This is a genomic window from bacterium, assembly GCA_020444065.1.
Classification (GTDB): Bacteria; Sumerlaeota; Sumerlaeia; order SLMS01; family JAHLLQ01; genus JAHLLQ01.
In genome coordinates this window covers 585,734-601,660 of record JAHLLQ010000003.1, presented here as the reverse complement: position 1 = coordinate 601,660, position 15,927 = coordinate 585,734, and the positions used below count along the sequence as shown (strand labels likewise).

Sequence of the window (15,927 nt, the reverse complement as noted above, 5' to 3'; positions counted from 1 at the left end):
GCCGTCGAACGGTAAAGGGAGTGGGGTTCTTACTGCTTGCCTTCGATGTAGCTGATGGCGTCGCCAACTGTGCGGATCTTTTCCGCGTCGTCGTCGGGGATTTCGATTCCAAACTTCTCCTCGAAAGCCATAACCAACTCGACGATATCGAGAGAGTCGGCGCCCAGGTCGTCAATGAACGACGCTTCGGGAGAAACTTCTTCCATGTTCACGCCAAGCTGCGTGACGATCACTTCTTTGACTTTATCTGCAGTCGAAGCCATGTAACACAAGCCTCCTTCAGGTTGGGGAGCTCCAATGGGAACTCCTGAAAAGGGCGGGAAGGGATTCTCCCCGCCGGAGCGGGAAGGCCTATAGCCGCCGGTCGAAAACGCGCGCAAGCGAAAAGCCACCCTCCCAGCGTACTCCAACGCCTCCGGCTTGCCTTTCGCTCGAACGCGTGTTTTAAAGGGGGCCCCCTCGCACGGGCGCAAGCGGGAATGACGCCTGGACCGCTGTGCAAGTCCCCCTCGCCGATGAAACGCTCCACCTTCCCCGGCGGTCCACATTTCTTCCGCACGGCATTTTTACCCCTTGATGCTGTTCATTGTCCCTTGCAATCCGGGATGTGGTTAGGAAGAGTTCGGAAGCTTTTCCACAGATTCGAGACTTTTCCATAGAAAGCTGTTGATAGCGTGACCGCCGAGCCCATTTCAGAGTCCCTGCCCACCATCGAGCGCATTCAGCTACCCATCTTCGAGGGGCCGCTGGACCTGCTCCTTCATCTCGTCAAAGTCAACGAGATGGATATCTATGATATTGAGATCTCTACGATTACGCAGCAGTACATTGATTACATCACGACGATGTCGGACCTGAATCTGGAGATCGCCGGCGACTTCCTGGTCATGGCGGCGACCCTGCTCAATATCAAGTCCCGTGCTCTCCTGCCGAAGCTGGAGGAAGATGCCGGCCAGGACGAGGAAGAGATCGACGAGATCCTCTCCACCCAGGAGCTCATCCGTCGTCTCGTCGAGTATCGTAAGTTCAAGGAAATCAGCTCTAACCTCCGCGATCTGGAGGAAGCCAACAGCGGCGTCTTCTATCGCGCCCAGGTGGTTCCGATCATCCCGGGATCGGAGCAGGAGATCCCTCGGCAGGACATCCGGCTGCTGTACGATGCTTTTGTCAAAGTTCTGAAACAAGTCCGCGTACGCGCCGAGCACCACGTCTACCGCGAACGCTTCACTGTCGACGAGAAGATCCTGGAGGTGCGCGAGCGCCTGCGGGGCGAACGGCAAATCAACTGCGGCCGCCTTTTCGAGCGTTGCGTTGACAAGGAAGAGGTGATTTGCTTCTTCCTTGCGCTGTTGGAGCTGGCACGGCTCCAGGAAATCACCATCGCCCAGGCGGAAACCTACGAGGACATCCTCATCGCCCCCTGGGATGAGAATGTCGTCTATGTCGGCTGAAGAAACCAAAGAGACCCCGAAAGACCAGAAACCCGAGCAGCCCGTGGAGGAAGTCCTCCCGCAGCCGCGGCCCGATGAGTTACCGGCCGTGCTGGAGGCCTTGCTGTTTGCCGCCACGTCGCCGCTGAACATGAAACGCCTCAACTTTCTGACCGGCGGCGTGGACAAGGAACTGATCGACGCCGCCCTGGGCGATCTGCGCGAGCGCTACGAATCGCGCAGCTCCGGCCTGATGCTGATGGAAGTCGCCGGCGGCTATCAGCTCGCCACACGCCCCGAGGTGGCCGACTGGGTTCTGGCCCTGCACAAGCACCGGAAGAAGAATCCGATCAGCCCGGCTGTGATGGAAACGCTGGCGATCGTCGCTTACAAGCAACCGCTCGTCCGCGCCGAAGTCGAAGCGATCCGTGGCGTCGATTGCGGCGGCGTGATGCGCGCCCTGCAGGATGCCGGCCTGATCGAAGTCGTCGGGCACAAGGAAGTCGTCGGGCGCCCCTCGCTCTACGGCACCACCGAGACATTCCTGAAGACATTCGGCCTCAAGAATCTCGAAGAGCTTCCCTCACTTGCGGATCTGCAGCGAATCATCTCCACGCAGATGAAGGGCTCCGAAGAGGAAGGCATCGAGGTCGAGGAATCCCCTGCGGAAGAAGACGAGAGTCGCGCAGAGGCCCCCGTTGAGAACGAACAGCCTCCGCAGCAAGAAGAGCCAACTGAGGCCGAGGAAGAATCGCGCAACGACGGGTAAGTTGACCGCTCCTTGCTGAAGCCTATGCCCCCCTCCACGATGAGAATCTCACGGTTTCTTGCTCGGTGCGGCGTCGCATCGCGTCGCAAGGCCGAGGAGATCGTCCAGGCCGGTCGCGTTTCTGTGAACGGCGCCGTGGAAACAAACCTCGCAACGCAAATCGATCCGAAGACAGACAAAGTCGAACTGGACGGCCAACTGCTGCAATTGGCGCAAGAGCAACTGACGCTGATGGTCAACAAGCCGCGCCGCGTGCTGGTCAGTCGAGGCGATCCGCAAGATCGCCGGACGATCTACGACGTCTTGCCGGAAGAATACGCCGACGATGCAGACCGGCTGCTCTACGTGGGTCGTCTCGACTTCTTCAGCGAAGGGCTGCTGCTGCTGACCACCGATGGCGACCTCGTGCATCGCCTGACCCACCCATCGAATCACGTCGAGAAAGAGTACCTTGCCTGGCTGAATCGCGAGCTCACGCCCGAGGAAGAAACGCGCATCCGCGACGGTATCGATCTGGAGGATGGCCCGGCGGCGCCGGCGCAGCTCGATCGCCAGGAAACAAAGCGCGGCGTCCTCTATCGAATCATCATCCACGAAGGTCGCAACCGCCAGGTCCGCCGAATGTTCGAGGCCCTCGGTGTTCGCGTCGATCGGCTGCTGCGCGTCCGGATTGGCGGGCTCAGGCTGCGCGGCATGGAGCCCGGCAAGTGGAGGCCCTTGACGGGCGCAGAAATCCGAAAGAGCTTCCCCGAAAACAACTGACATCTTGTGCAGAACGGTAAGAAACAGGTGGACACTGTGCCGTCAGGCGACTTTGCTGCTTGGGATAGATTGTGGGTAGTCCATTGACATGCGGCGCCAGGACCCCCCACAGTACGCATTACTGCTTCGGTTTCGGTGGGAAGCCGGAGCAGTCTTGATGTGTCCGACGGCATCAGTCACTCCGACCCGGGGGCAGAATGGACCACGAAGCGGAACATGATCGGATTGTCGTGCTGCTCGCCTTGGGGAATCCCAACGAGGCGGTCCAACTCGAACATCATCTGAACTCGACCTTCCCCGAATTGATGGAAGTGTACCGTGCGCCGTCCGGCTTCGATGCAATGAGCCTGGCGATGAATCGCCCGCGCATCGTGTTGTTGGACCAGCGTCTACCGGACGTGATGGGCCTGGACATGATCGACCCGATCCGCGACCAGATCGGCAGCGACAATTTCCTGATTTTCATTGGCGGATCCGGCAAGAGCGGCATGCGCCCCGGCATGCGCGACGAAGCGTTGAAGCGCGGCGCCTCCGCCATCTGCGATCGCCCCATCGATGTGGACTGGCTGACGGATATGATTCGCCAGTTGCTCTTCCCCGAAGTGCCCAAGCACCCGCACTTGCACGGTCTTGAACTCCTCGATCTGATCCAGATGTTCTATCAGAAGCGCTGCAACCGCACGATGCGGATCTTTGCGCGCGACGGACGGGTCGGATCGATCTATATGCGCAAAGGCCAGATCAGCCACATCGAAGCCGGCGCCATGCATGGCTTCTCGGCGATCCTCGATTTGATGCAATGGAGCGAGGGCCGCATCGTCGTTTACGACGCCCTGCTTTCCTCCGAGAAGACGAACGACTCGCCGACGGAATCGTTGCTGCTCGAAGCCGCTCGTGTCATGGATGAAGGTCCCGCAAACCAGGCTCAAGAACAAGTGGCAGAGGTTCCGGAATCACAGATGCCGCCAAAGGGCAGCCCCCCTCCGGGCAAAGCAAAGGCGCATCCGGTCATGGAAGAGACGCCGCTGCCGACCGGCGGTGCACTCGATGCGATGGACGCTTTCGATTCGGACGGCGATATCGTCGGCGGCGCTCTCGAGGCCATGGAGAAAATGGAAGAGGAAGACGAAGCTCCTCCTCCCCCCAAGAAGACCCCGCCGGAGTTGGAGCCGCCCATGCCGCGCTCTACTCCCCCACCGATCCCATCCGGAGACCGGATTCCTCGCCAGACTTCAAAGAAGAAGAAGTCTGCCGATCCGGAAAAGGACGGCGACGATACGCTGAGTATCCCTGCGCTGGATCTGGATCTGGATTTCGATACGTGAGAAACAGACGACTTGAAGCTCGACCTTTAGTCTTCCACTTTGCGGAAGCGCAGCTTCATCACGTCGACGAACATCTTTGCCGAGTCGGATAGCGGCGAGACGCGCGACGCCGGGCTGTTGATCCAACGCACCGGCACCTCGACGATCTTGAAGCCCTTGCGTTGAGCCAGGAAGAGCACTTCGACGTCGAAGGAGAACCCGTCCATCTGCTGGCGCGGGAAAACGTACTCGGCAGCGTCCTTTGTGAAGATCTTGAAGCCGCACTGAGTATCTTTGATTCCTCGAAGCGCAAAGAGCTGCACGATCAAGTTGAATGTGCGCCCCATCCATTCGCGATAGAACGGTTGGTGGACCTCGACGTTCGCACCTTCGATGGCGCGCGAACCGACCGCGACATCCGCGCTTTCGGCCATCATGCGTTCAACGAGTTTCCCCGTCTCCTCGATCGGCGTCGAGTTATCCGCATCGGTGAACAAACGCAACTCGCCGCGGGCTTGCATCATACCGTTGCGAATCGTGGCACCCTTTCCCATGTTGCGCGGATTGCGCACGACGCGGCATCGCGGATCGCGGAAGACTTCCTCGGCCACCTCAATCGTCCGATCCTTAGAGCCATCATCCACCACAAGGACTTCCCACTCATAATCCTGTCCTGCCAGATAATCCTGCACCTGCTCGAGGGTCGCAGGAAGACGCTTCTCCTCGTTGTAGGCGGGGATGATAACGGACAGAAAGGGGCTGGCAGTCGAGTCGCTCACAAAAACGCCCTGGGTCGAATTAGACTCCACCGAGGAAAGTGAGGGACGGCTGGGGTGTCAATGCCAGGGAAGGGAGAGTGCCACGCAGCGCCCAATGTTCTGAATTCTGATCGCACGATCCATTCGTGCTCAGCGAAGCGGTGCTCGACATCGTAATCGAGATTTCAAGAAGAGCGTATTGACTCCTCAATTAACTCATTTGCCCTCAAAAGTGTGTAATTTGGATAAACCATTCCGAAACGGCAATGTAATTTCCCGCCGGTCGGCTCCAGCATTTCCTTCAACGCTCTTTCTGCATACTGCTCATTCCAATACACTTAGGCCCAAATCAGCCCGTGGCACATGGACTGCTCCCTCAGTGGCCCGACTGAAGAAACCAATTTCAGAATGACCAACTGGAGGAATGAAACATGAAGAAGTTCGCAACGATGCTCCTGATCGCAGCCGCCATTTTCGGAACCACTGCAGTCTCCCGCGCCGAAGGCGAAAACTCCCCGATGGCCGGCGACGATGTTCTGATCGAAGCCCCCGCCAAGACCGCCGAGTCCGATTTCAAACCGGGCACAACGCTCGACAATTTGCAGGCCGCTTTCAATGGCGAGATGAACGCCCACGCGAAGTACCTGGCCTACTCCAAGAAGGCCGATGAGGAAGGCTTTGGGGCTGTCGCCAGCCTGTTCCGTGCGGCTGCTCGCGCCGAGCAGATTCACGCTGAAAACCACGCCGACGTGATCCGTTCCCTCGGCGCCGAACCGACCGCCGATGTCAAGCTGCCGGAAATCAAGACGACCGCCGACAACCTGAAGGACGCCGTGGCCGGCGAGTCCTTTGAGCGCGACGTGATGTATCCTGCCTATCTGAATATCGCTCGCCGCGACCGGAACCGCGAAGCGCTGCGCACGTTCAACTACGCGCAGAGCGCCGAGGCGCAGCACGCGCAGTACTACACCGAAGCCGGCGAGAAGCTGATGAGCTACAAGGACTCTACCGGCGTGACATGGTACGTCTGCCCGACCTGTGGCGAGACCATGCGCGAAGATGAGATGAACGGCTTGAGCAAGTGCCCGGTGTGCTTCACGCGCACGAGCACCTTCATCGCCGTCAAGTAAGCCTCCACCTGTGCACGCGTTCCAATCGCGGAACGCATTACCCCCACGCGCCCGTGCCCAACACATTCCGGGCACGGGCGCTTCACATCCACACTCGCAAACAAAGGATCAGGGAGGAATATCATGCCACAGATTCCAACATGGGATGCAATGCATCCGTTGATTATCCACTTCCCCATTGCACTGCTGATGGTTGCCCCGCTGTTCGTTATAGCCGGATTGTTTTTCCCCAAGAACGGGAAGTGGTTTCACATCGCCGCACTCAGCCTGATGGTGCTCGGAAGCATCAGCACCTTCGTCGCCGCCTCGACCGGCGAAGCCGCCGGCGAACTTGCCATGCGCACACCGGCCATCTCGGCCACACTGGAACACCACGAAGAACTGGCCGAGAAGACCGAAATCGTCTTCGCAATCCTGACATCGATCTACGCGCTGTTGGTGATTATTCCGCTCGCCATCAAGCACCCGTTGAAGTGGAAGTTCGCCATCCCGTCTCACGGCGTGTTCGTCCTGCTCTACGCCGGCTCCCTGTTGCTGCTGGTCAACACGGCCCATCAGGGCGGAATGCTGGTTCACGAGTACGGAGTCCACGCCATGCTGCCCCTGCCCGCAGATCAACAAGCGGACGCCTGGGTGGATGAGGATTAGCGGAAGCTCATCGAGCGATCTGCTTCCACTCCAGGCCGAACTTGGCCAGGTACTTCCGCAGCCGATCCGCATCGTTGGAGGACTTCCGGCGAGACAGCGAAGCCTGGAACAAGGTGCGACCGGCGTCGGACAGGCTGCGTGACTGGCGACAAACGAGGAGCACATGCTCCAGTTGCACGCGGTCGAACAGGTCGAGCGCGTCGATTTCGTCGCCACTCAGGAAGCGCGGCAAGAGTGGGTCACCCGGACTGGTTGGAGTGGCGGCATCGCGCCACTGATCGCGCATTCGTCCGATTTCCTCCTCGACAATCCGCACGTTGATGCGGCCGCCGTCGCACAACGTCGCCATGCGCATCACGGCCGCGCCAAGATCTCGAAAGCTGGCCGGCCAGAGCGCATCCGGCGATTCAGCAAAGCGCAAGAACCGCGTACGCGCTTCCTTGTTGATCGTCACACGACTGCCTTGTTCGCGGGCGAATCGTTCGAGCTCATAGTCGAGGTTCGGCGCGATGTCCTCGCGGCGTTCCGCGAGGCCCGGCAGACGAAACGTCCACAAGTTAATGCGCGCGAAGAGATCCTCGCGGAACTGGCCCTTGCGACACGCCGCGGCAAGATCGCGATTCGTGCCGGCAATCAGTTGGAAGTCGCTGGTGACCGCGCGGTCGGACCCGAGCGGATAGAAACGCTTCTCCTCGATGGCACCCAGCAACATCGCCTGCTCGTCAGACCCGAGTTCACCGATTTCGTCAAGAAACAGAATACCTTTGTTGGCGGCGAGCAACATGCCGTCGCGCGAACCGGCGGCGCCGGTGAACGCGCCTTTGGTGTGGCCGAATAGCGCCGACATCGCGCCTTCGCCGCGGATGGTCGCGCAGTTGACTTCAATCAGCGGACCGTCCAAGCGTCGGCGTTGCTTCTTCAACTCGTAGATGCGCCGCGCGAGGCGCGATTTGCCCGCACCCGTCGGCCCCATCATCAGAATCGGTGCGCGCGATGCGATCGCAACGCGTTCGATGCGCTCGATCGTTTCGTTGAAGGTTTTGCTGCGGGTCTCAATCCCATCCTTCAGGAAACTCAATCCCTCGCGCCGTACCGTTGCGAAGCGCGACGCAATCGCGTCGTACTTCGACAAGTCGAGATCCACCGTCGAAAGCGTCCCGGCAATGTTGCGCGGCTCGCTCTTCGGGCTGCTCTGCAAGAGAACGCCGGGCATGTAGCGCGCCTCGGTCAGCAGGAAGAGGCAGATCTGCGCGACGTGACTACCCGTTGTGATGTGGACGAAGTACCGCTCCTTCTCGGAGTTGAACTTGTATTGCATCGCGAAGTCGAGCAGTGCCCCGTACACGCCTTCGAAGTCCCAAGGATTCGGCAATGGAACCTCAGTCAGCCGTACCTCCGTTTCCGGCGAGACGGATTCGATGTCGCGCACGACGACGTTTGCAAGATCGCGGAATTCCTCCTGGAAAAGGAGCTCGAACCGATCGACGAGAAAATCCTCGTGCTGGCAGATCGAAACCGTCGGGCGCCAGTGCGACCAGCGCTTGCGGTTCTTGCCCTGATCCAGCGTCACGCCCAGCAAACCGATCACGACATTGCGTTTCGCCGTCATGGCTTCCTCCCGACAAAGAGCCACGCCTGCCGCTCATCGTCATGGACGGGATACTCGCGGGTGGAGGCCTCGAAGCCTGCGCGCTCGAGCAGCGACAACCACATCGCGTGCGGAAACAGGCCCGTCGTGTGACGATCTTCAACGGTGTGGACCTGTCCCTGCTCCCTGATGATGAAGAAGAAGATCGTCTCGATGGCTGTGTCAGCCGGATCCGGGTCGTGGGTGTACTCGAGGTAAGTCAGCTCGGTCTCGGCATTGCGCCGCGTTGTGTGTTCCACGAAGGGAGGATGGAACGTTTCGCAGGTGAAGTCCGGCGACGTGATAAAGATGCCGCCACTCCGAAGATGGTCGAACGCGTTCCGAAACGTTGTCAGCAAGTCATCCTCGGTCGTGATGTAATTGATCGCATCGTGGATGATTACGGCGTCGAAGGTCCGGTCGACGCGCACCGTCCGCATGTCGCCAACATGGTGCTCGACGGAGGGATTGATGCGCCGCGAGTGCACGAGCATCTCCGCCGACAAATCGACCGCAACAACATCGAACTCCGCAGCGAAATGCGAGAGATTGTTGCCTCCCCCAACGCCGAGTTCCAACAACGCGTGCTTTCCCGGCCCAAGGTGATCGCGCAACGCCGCGAGCCAGAAGGCTGCCTCCGGCGCGTAGTCTTCCGGCGCGCTGATCAGCGGCCAGTACTTCGCCAGATCCGAATACATCCGAGTGTTTGGTGCCTGTTCCATCGGTTTTGCCCCTTCGTCCATGCGCGCGTCAATTTTCTAAAGTCTTATTTATTTCTATAAATCTTGTCGAGAGCCAAAGGTCAAGGCCAAGAACCCATAGCGCTTCAACCCGAATAATTTCAGCACTATTCAAGCCACCACTCATGACCCCAGATCATTGGCACCCTTCGCGCACTAGGGAGCGGCGTAAGAAACGAGATTGCCGCGAAAGGCGGATGATGATCATGGCAAGCACGACTCTCTTCTCGAATGCACTGCGGAAGGTTCTGCCGGCTCGCTCCCGCAACGAAGCGGGCGGCCGCGCCTACGCACTGCCTCCGAAGCACCAACTCGCGCAGTTCGCGGCGACGGGTTGCTTCAACCAAACGTACTACGCGTACGGCGCGGATCAGTTGGATCGTGTGAAGGCTCTGTGCCGAGAAGTCGAGCCGGAGTTCATCGCGAAGACGGCGATCTACGCACGCGAGCGGGGCTACATGAAGGATATGCCGGCGTTGCTCTGTGCGATTCTCGCCACAGAGGACGGCGAGTTGCTGGAAAGCATCTTCGCTCGCGTGATCGACAACGGCAAGATGCTGCGCAATTTCGTGCAGATTCTGCGCTCCGGCGAAACGGGCCGGATGTCGCTTGGCACGCGGCCGAAGCGCCTGGTGCGCGAATGGCTCGCTTCGCGAAAGGACGAAGAGATCTTCGAAGCCTCCGTCGGAAACAGCCCGTCGCTGGCGGATATTGTGAAGATGGTCCACCCGCGTCCGGCGACTCGTTCGCGCGAAGCGCTGTACGGATGGATGATCGGACGCGATTACGATGCGGCCTCGCTGCCGCAGATCGTGAAGAACTTCGAAGCGTTCAAGTCCGGCGAGTCGGCGAAGGTGCCGGCGGTGCCGTTCCAGATGCTGACGGCCCTGAACCTGGGGCGAGAGCAGTGGGCGGAAATCGCGGTGAACGCGCGCTGGCACATGCTGCGAATGAACCTGAACACCTTCGCGCGGCACGGCGTGCTGGAAGATCCGCAAGTTGTGAAGAAGTTGGCCGGTCGACTCGCAGATCCGAGGAGGATCAAGAGCGCCCGCGCGTTTCCCTACCAGTTGCTGGCCGCATGGCGAGCCACCGGCACGGAGGTACCAAAGAAGCTGAAGGATGCTCTCGAGTCGGCGATGGAAGCGGCCATCCAGAACGTGCCGCGCGTCGACGGAAAGGTCTACGTCTTCCCGGATGTCTCCGGATCGATGGGAGCGCCCGTCACCGGATTCCGCCCGGGAGCAACCAGCGCGGTCCGATGCATCGATGTCGCTGCCCTGGTGTCGGCGTCCTTCGTTCGGAAGAACCCGCAAACCGAGGTGATTCCGTTCGGCAGCAATGCCATGGAGTGGAAGCCGGAACGCGGCTCGACGGTCATGCAGAACGCAGAGGCGTTGGCCCGACTCTGGGGCGGCGGAACGAACTGCGCGGCTCCGCTGCGAAAGCTGAACGCGCGAAAGGCAAAGGCGGATCTGATCGTCTACGTTTCGGATTCGGAGTCCTGGATGGATATCGCGCGCGGTCGTGGAACGGCCACGATGGAAGAGTGGAATCGTTTCAAGACCCGTAACCCGCGGGCGCGCCTGGTGTGTCTGGATCTCCAGCCCTACGCCTCGACGCAAGCCTACAACCGAGAGGACGTGCTGAACATCGGCGGATTCGCGGATAACGTCTTCGAAATCATCGGCCAGTTCGCCGCGCGTGGAATGAACGCAAAGCAATGGGTCGAAGTCATCGAAGAAATCACGCTCTGAAAATGGCGGCGAATGCAGGCGAGACTACACCATTGCTGTATCGTCTCGTCCGGACCCTTGTCGCCCCCATTTTCTCCCAATCTTTCGGCGGCGAATGCCTGCGGAACTACATCTGGCACCAGTGGGTTCGAAACCCACCAGCGTTGCGGATTCCGCAATGTCTGAAGTTTCGCAACAACTTGTCGCCGCAGGAAAGGGCGGGAGAACTTACTGAAGAGAACTGGAGTTTGAAATGCAGTCCCTTAAAATGAATTCCCCGATGCTGGTCGATGTGGCAGAAGCCGAGGCGCTGATCCCGGTCGACGGCGCAACGCCGATCCGCGTATTCGCAACGCAAGCCATTCGCGATGGATTCGACGACTTGTGCCTGCGCCAGGCGATCAATACGCGCCGCGCTCCGGGCGTGCAGAATGTTGTTCTGAACCCCGACGCTCACGCTGGCTACGGTGCACCTGTCGGATGCGTTGTGGTCTCTCCGGATCATATCTACCCCGGACCGGTCGGCGTGGACATCAAGTGCTCGATGTCGTTGCTTCAACTGGACCTTCCGGAGGAAGCGCTTCGCGAGCGCCCGCTGCGCCGCGCGCTGATCAACGCGATCTGCGAACGCACACCGACGGGCGCCGGCCGAGGCTCGCGCCATGCGAAGAAAGGCCGTTACATCACGAACGATGTCGGGCGCCTCGTCGCGACGGAAGGCGCAACTCCGGAAGTTTGCGAAGCGCTCGGCATCCCGGTCGTATGGACCGCGCGGTGCGAAGACTCGTCCCATGCAGGCCACGACGGAACGGCGGATTCATTGCGCGAGCGATTCGCCCGCCTGGCCGCGTCGCTTCCGGCCGATCGCGTGTTCGGAAAGTTGCGCCAGCTTGGATCCTACGGCGGCGGAAACCACTTTGGTGAATGCAACGTCGTGCGCGTTGAAGACGAGATGCGCGATGTCGCCGATGCGTTTGGACTGCGCGACGGAAACGTCTCGTTCCTGTCGCACTGCGGCTCGCGCGGCTTCGGATACATGTTGGCCGACGCACAGTTTCGATCGCTGCAGGAGTTCTTTCGCACGTGGTCGATTCCGTTCCCCGGCGGCGATCGCGAGCTCGTCTACGCGCCGCTCGGAACGCGCCGAGCCAATGAGTATCTCGATGACATGGCGATGGGCGGAAACTTCGCGATCGTCAACCACTTGCTGATCAACGCGCTTGTGCTGGAGGCGTTTCAGGAAGTGTTGCCGGGTACGACGGGGCGGCTGGTCTACTACATCAGCCACAACTTCGCCCGACGCGAAGTCATCGGCAACCGCGAAGTGTACGTGCATCGCAAGGGCGCAACGCGAGCGTATCCGGCCGGGCACTTCTCGCTGAAGGACACGCCGTTCCACGAAACCGGTCATCCGATTCTCCTGCCGGGAAATCCGCGAGACGGATCGGTCGTCATGGTTGCACAGGACGGCGCAGAGCGAAGTTGCTTCAGCGTGAATCATGGTGCGGGCCGCGCGCTCAGCCGGACCGCTGCGATCAAGTCGCTCGACCAGGACACGATCGATGCGGAACTCGATGAGCACGACATCCTGTCGAATCGTCGCCGCTACCCGCGCGACGAAGCGCCCGCGGCGTACAAGGACTTCGGCGAAGTCGTGCGCACCGTCAAAACGGCAGGACTCGCGAAGACAGTTGCGCGATTGCGCGCGTGCTTCGTGCTGAAGGACTCGGACAGAAGTTTGCGCGGACAGGCATGACAAGCGGGAAAACCGGCGAGTGCAGATCCCGGCAGGAGGGGGCGATTCCCTCCCGCCGGCACTGCCGATTCTGATTGCCGCGAATTCGGATTGCTCCTACGGGCAATAATGACGAGGAAACCGGGGATTAAGCGCAGTGGGACGAAGGGATGGCGAGCCAATGATCACGATCGACGGTTCACAAGGTGAAGGCGGAGGGCAGATCATCCGATCTGCCCTCGCGCTTTCCATTCTCACGCAGCAGCCGATTCGGATGGTTCGCATTCGTGCGGGCCGCAAGAAGCCCGGTGTGCTGCGCCAGCACTTGACCGCGCTGAAAGCCGCGGCGCGCATTTCCAATGGTTACCTGGAAGGCGCCGCGATCGGCGCGTCTGAAGTGCAATTCCATCCCGGCGCTGTCGTTGCCGGCACATACGAGTTCGCCGTCGGCACGGCGGGCAGCACGACGCTGGTGCTGCAGACGATTCTTCTGCCGTTGCTGATGGCAGACGGACCGTCGCACGTCGAACTGCGCGGCGGAACGCACAACCCGATGGCGCCCCCGTTTCCGTTCATCAAGGACGTGTACTTGCCCTTGTTGGCGCGAATGGGAGCATCCGTCGAAGCGCGTCTGCTCCGTCCCGGGTTCTACCCCGCCGGCGGTGGCGCGATGCAGGTGACCGTGCATCCGGCGAAGGCACTGAAGCCGATTGCATTGCTCGATCGTGGCAAGATCGTCAGCCGCGAGGCGGAAGCCCTTGTGGCGGATCTCGATCCGGGCATCGGTGCGCGCGAGTTGAACGTCGTGAAGCGCGCGCTCCAGTTCAACGACTCGGAGTTACGCTTGACCGAGACACGCAAACGCCACGGGCCGGGCAACGTCTTGATGATTCGATTCGAGGCCGAGCATATCACCGAGATGTTCAGTGCGTTCGGCGAGCGGCGCGTTTCGGCGGAAAGCGTGGCACGCCGCGCCGTCGGCCGCGCCGAGCAGTGGCTGCAGGCAGACGTCCCTGTTGGGCCCTACCTGGCGGACCAGCTTCTGCTGCCGGTGGCCGTTGCGGGCGGTGGCGAGTTCGTGACGATTCCGCCGCTGCCGCACACAACAACCAACGCGGCGATCATCGAGAAGTTCCTCCCCGTCCGCGTGACGTTCGAGACGATGGAAGAAAACCGCGTACTCGTTCGCGTGCAACCACCCCGCTAAACCTCATCCCCCTCGCGGCGAACCGCCCACCACAGGGCACCCGCCGCGAGGGCGAGCTTTGCGGCGGTCATCAGGGACAATCCCAGTGGTTCGTCGAGCCAGAAGACGACGCTTCGCCCGAGCGATCCGAACATGAAGGCGGCGCTGATCATTCCCAGAAAGAACGGATGCACGGCCAGAAGGACCGGCGCCGCAGCGGCGACAAGGACCATCGGCGGCATGTGTTTCCAGCGGAGCGCGAGCGCTCCGAGGAGCACGCCCGCCGCCGCCATCTCCAGCGGGAAGTAGAAAAGGAACAGGAGGCTGGAAATCATCTCTGATCGTGCGAGCAGAAGGAGTGCGATGCCGACAGGCAGGGCACTGTATAAGAGAATGAGCGGCAGCAGCCGAGCCGCCAGCACCGCGAGAACCACGTGGCTCCACCGCAGCGGAGCGTGGCGCAGATCGGCAAGCAGGCTCTGCGTGCGGGGTTGGGTCCAGATCCGAGTGGCGGCGAGGGGCACATGAATCAGGTGCCCGGCCAGCCCGGCGAAGAGCGGAATGAGGAGAATGAGGCCATTCTTGATCAGCCGCTCTACGAAGAAGTCGAATTCGCGGCGCGGAGACCGGAAGTCCTCGAGGATCCCGCTCGGGCCATGGTTGCCGATCGAAACGGCGAAGAACAGGCCCAGGAAGGCGAGGATCGTCGCTCCCGCCGCGATCGGCAGGAGCCTTCGCAGCAGGCGACGGCGCTCGATCGCCAGAAGCTGGCGAGCAAGCGACACAATGGGTGTAGATTCTCGGCCTATGCTCTCCATGGCTGCAAAGAGGCGCCCCTCCGTGGCGGAACGGCAATGGAAATGCCCGCCCGCAAAATCCCCCCGAACTTCCCCTTGACGTGGGGGGGAGGGATGAAGAGGCTCGTGCGCCCTCGGGAAGGGTGGAACCCGGGAGCGGTGCGGCCTATTGCGCCCGCCGGATTGACGGAAGTCGAGAATCCACCCAATTGCCGTCGTAAGGACTGAATGAGATGAAAGCGCAAGCCTCCACGCTGCCGAAACCGGCGGAAATCCAGGAGAAGTGGTATCTGATCGATGCGGAGCACCAGGTCGTCGGCCGGCTCGCCGCCCGTATCGCCCAGCTCATCCGCGGAAAACTCGAGCCCACCTACTCGCCGCACCTGGACCCCAAGATCCACATCGTCGTGATCAACGCCGAGAAGGCGATCTTCACGGGCAAGAAAATGCAGGACAAGATTTACTACCACCACAGCGGATGGCGCACGGGCATCAAGTCCATCAACGCCGCCGAGCTGTTGGAGAAGAAGCCGGAGGAGATCCTCCGCACGGCGATCCACGGCATGCTGCCGAAGAATCGCCTCGGCACCAAGCTGCGCAAGAATCTGCGCGTTTACGCCGGGCCCGAGCATGAGCATCAGGCCCAGCAGCCGGAAACCCTCGTGATTCACACCCGCCAGCCGAAGGTTGAGAAGGACTAAGACCCTCGACTCGCAATCGACCGATTACGCCGGAGTAATGAAGAATGGCTGAGAAATTGGAGCAATACCTGGGAACGGGACGTCGCAAGAACGCGATCGCCCGTGCATACCTTCGCCCGGGCAAGGGCAAGATGGTTATCAATGGTGACGACGCCAAGAAGTACATTGGCAATCGCCCGACCCTTCAGGGGATGATCGAGGCTCCGCTGCGCGAGACGCAGATGCTGAGCAAGTTCGACGTGATCATCAACGTGGTCGGTGGTGGTGTCACGGGACAGGCCGGCGCCATGCGCCACGCCATCTCCCGGGCTCTGCTCGTCGCCTCGCCGGGCACGCGTCCGGTCCTGAAGAAGGCCGGCTTCCTGACCCGCGACCCGCGCGCCGTCGAGCGCAAGAAGCCCGGTCTCCACAAGGCCCGTAAGGCTTCCCAGTACTCGAAGCGCTAATTCTGCACGACTTACAGTCGACGGCATTCAAACCCCTTCCGGCGGACTCGATCTGCTGGAAGGGGTTTTCTTTGTAGTCGGACCGGTTTTTCCGTGCTCGTGCTCAGCGAAGCGGTGCTCGCAACTCGTAATCGGGCTAGCCGACCATCAACGAGCGA

The 15,927-nt window shown here is 60.7% G+C and carries 16 protein-coding genes; 11 read left to right on the top strand and 5 right to left on the bottom strand.

Annotated elements, in window-relative coordinates; translation table 11 throughout:
* Positions 1–29: 29 nt before the first annotated feature.
* Positions 30–263 carry an acyl carrier protein gene (locus KQI84_10205; GenBank protein MCB2155250.1) on the bottom strand — a complete coding sequence of 78 codons (234 nt, stop codon included), beginning with the start codon at positions 261–263 and terminating at the stop codon, positions 30–32.
* Between the two features lie 411 nt (positions 264–674).
* On the opposite strand from KQI84_10205, the gene KQI84_10200 reads away from it, so the two are divergent.
* The 4 genes from KQI84_10200 to KQI84_10185 all read left to right on the top strand — a co-directional run bounded on the left by KQI84_10200 (position 675) and on the right by KQI84_10185 (position 4,286).
* Positions 675–1,451, top strand: a complete 777-nt coding sequence (locus tag KQI84_10200) for a segregation/condensation protein A (protein ID MCB2155249.1) — start codon at positions 675–677, stop codon at positions 1,449–1,451.
* A complete protein-coding gene (scpB, locus tag KQI84_10195) occupies positions 1,441–2,199 on the top strand; it encodes an SMC-Scp complex subunit ScpB (GenBank protein ID MCB2155248.1) in 759 nt (252 codons plus the stop codon). The genes KQI84_10200 and scpB overlap by 11 nt, the downstream gene beginning before the upstream one ends.
* Positions 2,200–2,223: 24 nt before the next feature.
* Positions 2,224–2,961 carry an rRNA pseudouridine synthase gene (locus KQI84_10190; GenBank protein ID MCB2155247.1) on the top strand — a complete coding sequence of 246 codons (738 nt, stop codon included), beginning with the start codon at positions 2,224–2,226 and terminating at the stop codon, positions 2,959–2,961.
* A gap of 197 nt (positions 2,962–3,158) precedes the next feature.
* Positions 3,159–4,286 carry a DUF4388 domain-containing protein gene (locus tag KQI84_10185; GenBank protein ID MCB2155246.1) on the top strand — a complete coding sequence of 376 codons (1,128 nt, stop codon included), beginning with the start codon at positions 3,159–3,161 and terminating at the stop codon, positions 4,284–4,286.
* Positions 4,287–4,312: 26 nt separating this feature from the next.
* Here the strand turns inward: KQI84_10185 and KQI84_10180 are convergent, their stop codons facing one another.
* Positions 4,313–5,044, bottom strand: coding sequence for a glycosyltransferase family 2 protein (locus KQI84_10180; protein ID MCB2155245.1), 732 nt, complete (start codon positions 5,042–5,044; stop codon positions 4,313–4,315).
* A gap of 497 nt (positions 5,045–5,541) precedes the next feature.
* Between KQI84_10180 and KQI84_10175 the strand changes: the two genes are divergently transcribed.
* Positions 5,542–6,153: a rubrerythrin gene (locus tag KQI84_10175; GenBank protein MCB2155244.1), complete on the top strand. Its 612-nt coding sequence runs from the start codon at positions 5,542–5,544 to the stop codon at positions 6,151–6,153.
* Positions 6,154–6,276: 123 nt separating this feature from the next.
* On the top strand, positions 6,277–6,801 hold the full coding sequence (locus tag KQI84_10170) for a hypothetical protein (protein MCB2155243.1): 525 nt from the start codon (positions 6,277–6,279) through the stop codon (positions 6,799–6,801).
* Positions 6,802–6,808: 7 nt separating this feature from the next.
* Here the strand turns inward: KQI84_10170 and rtcR are convergent, their stop codons facing one another.
* Both rtcR and KQI84_10160 read right to left on the bottom strand, forming a co-directional pair.
* The gene (gene rtcR / locus KQI84_10165) at positions 6,809–8,410 is read right to left on the bottom strand and encodes an RNA repair transcriptional activator RtcR (GenBank protein MCB2155242.1); all 1,602 of its coding nucleotides are present in this window, start codon (positions 8,408–8,410) and stop codon (positions 6,809–6,811) included.
* Positions 8,407–9,150 (bottom strand): class I SAM-dependent methyltransferase, encoded by a 744-nt coding sequence (locus KQI84_10160; protein ID MCB2155241.1) that lies wholly within the window; start codon positions 9,148–9,150, stop codon positions 8,407–8,409. Before KQI84_10160 ends, rtcR begins: the two co-directional genes overlap by 4 nt.
* Positions 9,151–9,374: 224 nt before the next feature.
* Between KQI84_10160 and KQI84_10155 the strand changes: the two genes are divergently transcribed.
* The 3 genes from KQI84_10155 (at position 9,375) to rtcA (ending at position 13,846) form a co-directional block, all read left to right on the top strand.
* The gene (locus KQI84_10155; GenBank protein MCB2155240.1) at positions 9,375–10,925 is read left to right on the top strand and encodes an RNA-binding protein; all 1,551 of its coding nucleotides are present in this window, start codon (positions 9,375–9,377) and stop codon (positions 10,923–10,925) included.
* Positions 10,926–11,157: 232 nt separating this feature from the next.
* Positions 11,158–12,660, top strand: a complete 1,503-nt coding sequence (locus KQI84_10150) for an RtcB family protein (GenBank protein ID MCB2155239.1) — start codon at positions 11,158–11,160, stop codon at positions 12,658–12,660.
* Between the two features lie 160 nt (positions 12,661–12,820).
* Entirely contained in the window at positions 12,821–13,846 is a 1,026-nt protein-coding gene (rtcA, locus tag KQI84_10145; GenBank protein MCB2155238.1) for an RNA 3'-terminal phosphate cyclase, read from the top strand.
* On the opposite strand, the gene KQI84_10140 is transcribed toward rtcA, so the two are convergent.
* Positions 13,843–14,610 (bottom strand): hypothetical protein, encoded by a 768-nt coding sequence (locus tag KQI84_10140; GenBank protein ID MCB2155237.1) that lies wholly within the window; start codon positions 14,608–14,610, stop codon positions 13,843–13,845. The genes rtcA and KQI84_10140 overlap by 4 nt on opposite strands.
* Positions 14,611–14,855: 245 nt before the next feature.
* On the opposite strand from KQI84_10140, the gene rplM reads away from it, so the two are divergent.
* On the top strand, positions 14,856–15,323 hold the full coding sequence (rplM, locus tag KQI84_10135; protein MCB2155236.1) for a 50S ribosomal protein L13: 468 nt from the start codon (positions 14,856–14,858) through the stop codon (positions 15,321–15,323).
* A 44-nt stretch (positions 15,324–15,367) separates the two neighbouring features.
* Positions 15,368–15,769, top strand: coding sequence for a 30S ribosomal protein S9 (gene rpsI, locus KQI84_10130; protein ID MCB2155235.1), 402 nt, complete (start codon positions 15,368–15,370; stop codon positions 15,767–15,769).
* The last annotated feature ends 158 nt before the right edge of the window (positions 15,770–15,927 follow it).

Excerpts from the sequence above, each read along its gene's own strand:
- KQI84_10205 (MCB2155250.1), bottom strand. The coding sequence starts at position 263 with ATGGCTTCGACTGCAGATAAAGTCAAAGAAGTGATCGTCACGCAGCTT.
- scpB (MCB2155248.1), top strand. The coding sequence starts at position 1,441 with ATGTCGGCTGAAGAAACCAAAGAGACCCCGAAAGACCAGAAACCCGAG.
- KQI84_10190 (MCB2155247.1), top strand. The coding sequence starts at position 2,224 with ATGCCCCCCTCCACGATGAGAATCTCACGGTTTCTTGCTCGGTGCGGC.
- KQI84_10185 (MCB2155246.1), top strand. The coding sequence starts at position 3,159 with ATGGACCACGAAGCGGAACATGATCGGATTGTCGTGCTGCTCGCCTTG.
- KQI84_10175 (MCB2155244.1), top strand. The coding sequence starts at position 5,542 with ATGGCCGGCGACGATGTTCTGATCGAAGCCCCCGCCAAGACCGCCGAG.
- KQI84_10170 (MCB2155243.1), top strand. The coding sequence starts at position 6,277 with ATGCCACAGATTCCAACATGGGATGCAATGCATCCGTTGATTATCCAC.
- rtcR (MCB2155242.1), bottom strand. The coding sequence starts at position 8,410 with ATGACGGCGAAACGCAATGTCGTGATCGGTTTGCTGGGCGTGACGCTG.
- KQI84_10160 (MCB2155241.1), bottom strand. The coding sequence starts at position 9,150 with ATGGAACAGGCACCAAACACTCGGATGTATTCGGATCTGGCGAAGTAC.
- KQI84_10155 (MCB2155240.1), top strand. The coding sequence starts at position 9,375 with ATGGCAAGCACGACTCTCTTCTCGAATGCACTGCGGAAGGTTCTGCCG.
- KQI84_10150 (MCB2155239.1), top strand. The coding sequence starts at position 11,158 with ATGCAGTCCCTTAAAATGAATTCCCCGATGCTGGTCGATGTGGCAGAA.
- rtcA (MCB2155238.1), top strand. The coding sequence starts at position 12,821 with ATGATCACGATCGACGGTTCACAAGGTGAAGGCGGAGGGCAGATCATC.
- rplM (MCB2155236.1), top strand. The coding sequence starts at position 14,856 with ATGAAAGCGCAAGCCTCCACGCTGCCGAAACCGGCGGAAATCCAGGAG.
- rpsI (MCB2155235.1), top strand. The coding sequence starts at position 15,368 with ATGGCTGAGAAATTGGAGCAATACCTGGGAACGGGACGTCGCAAGAAC.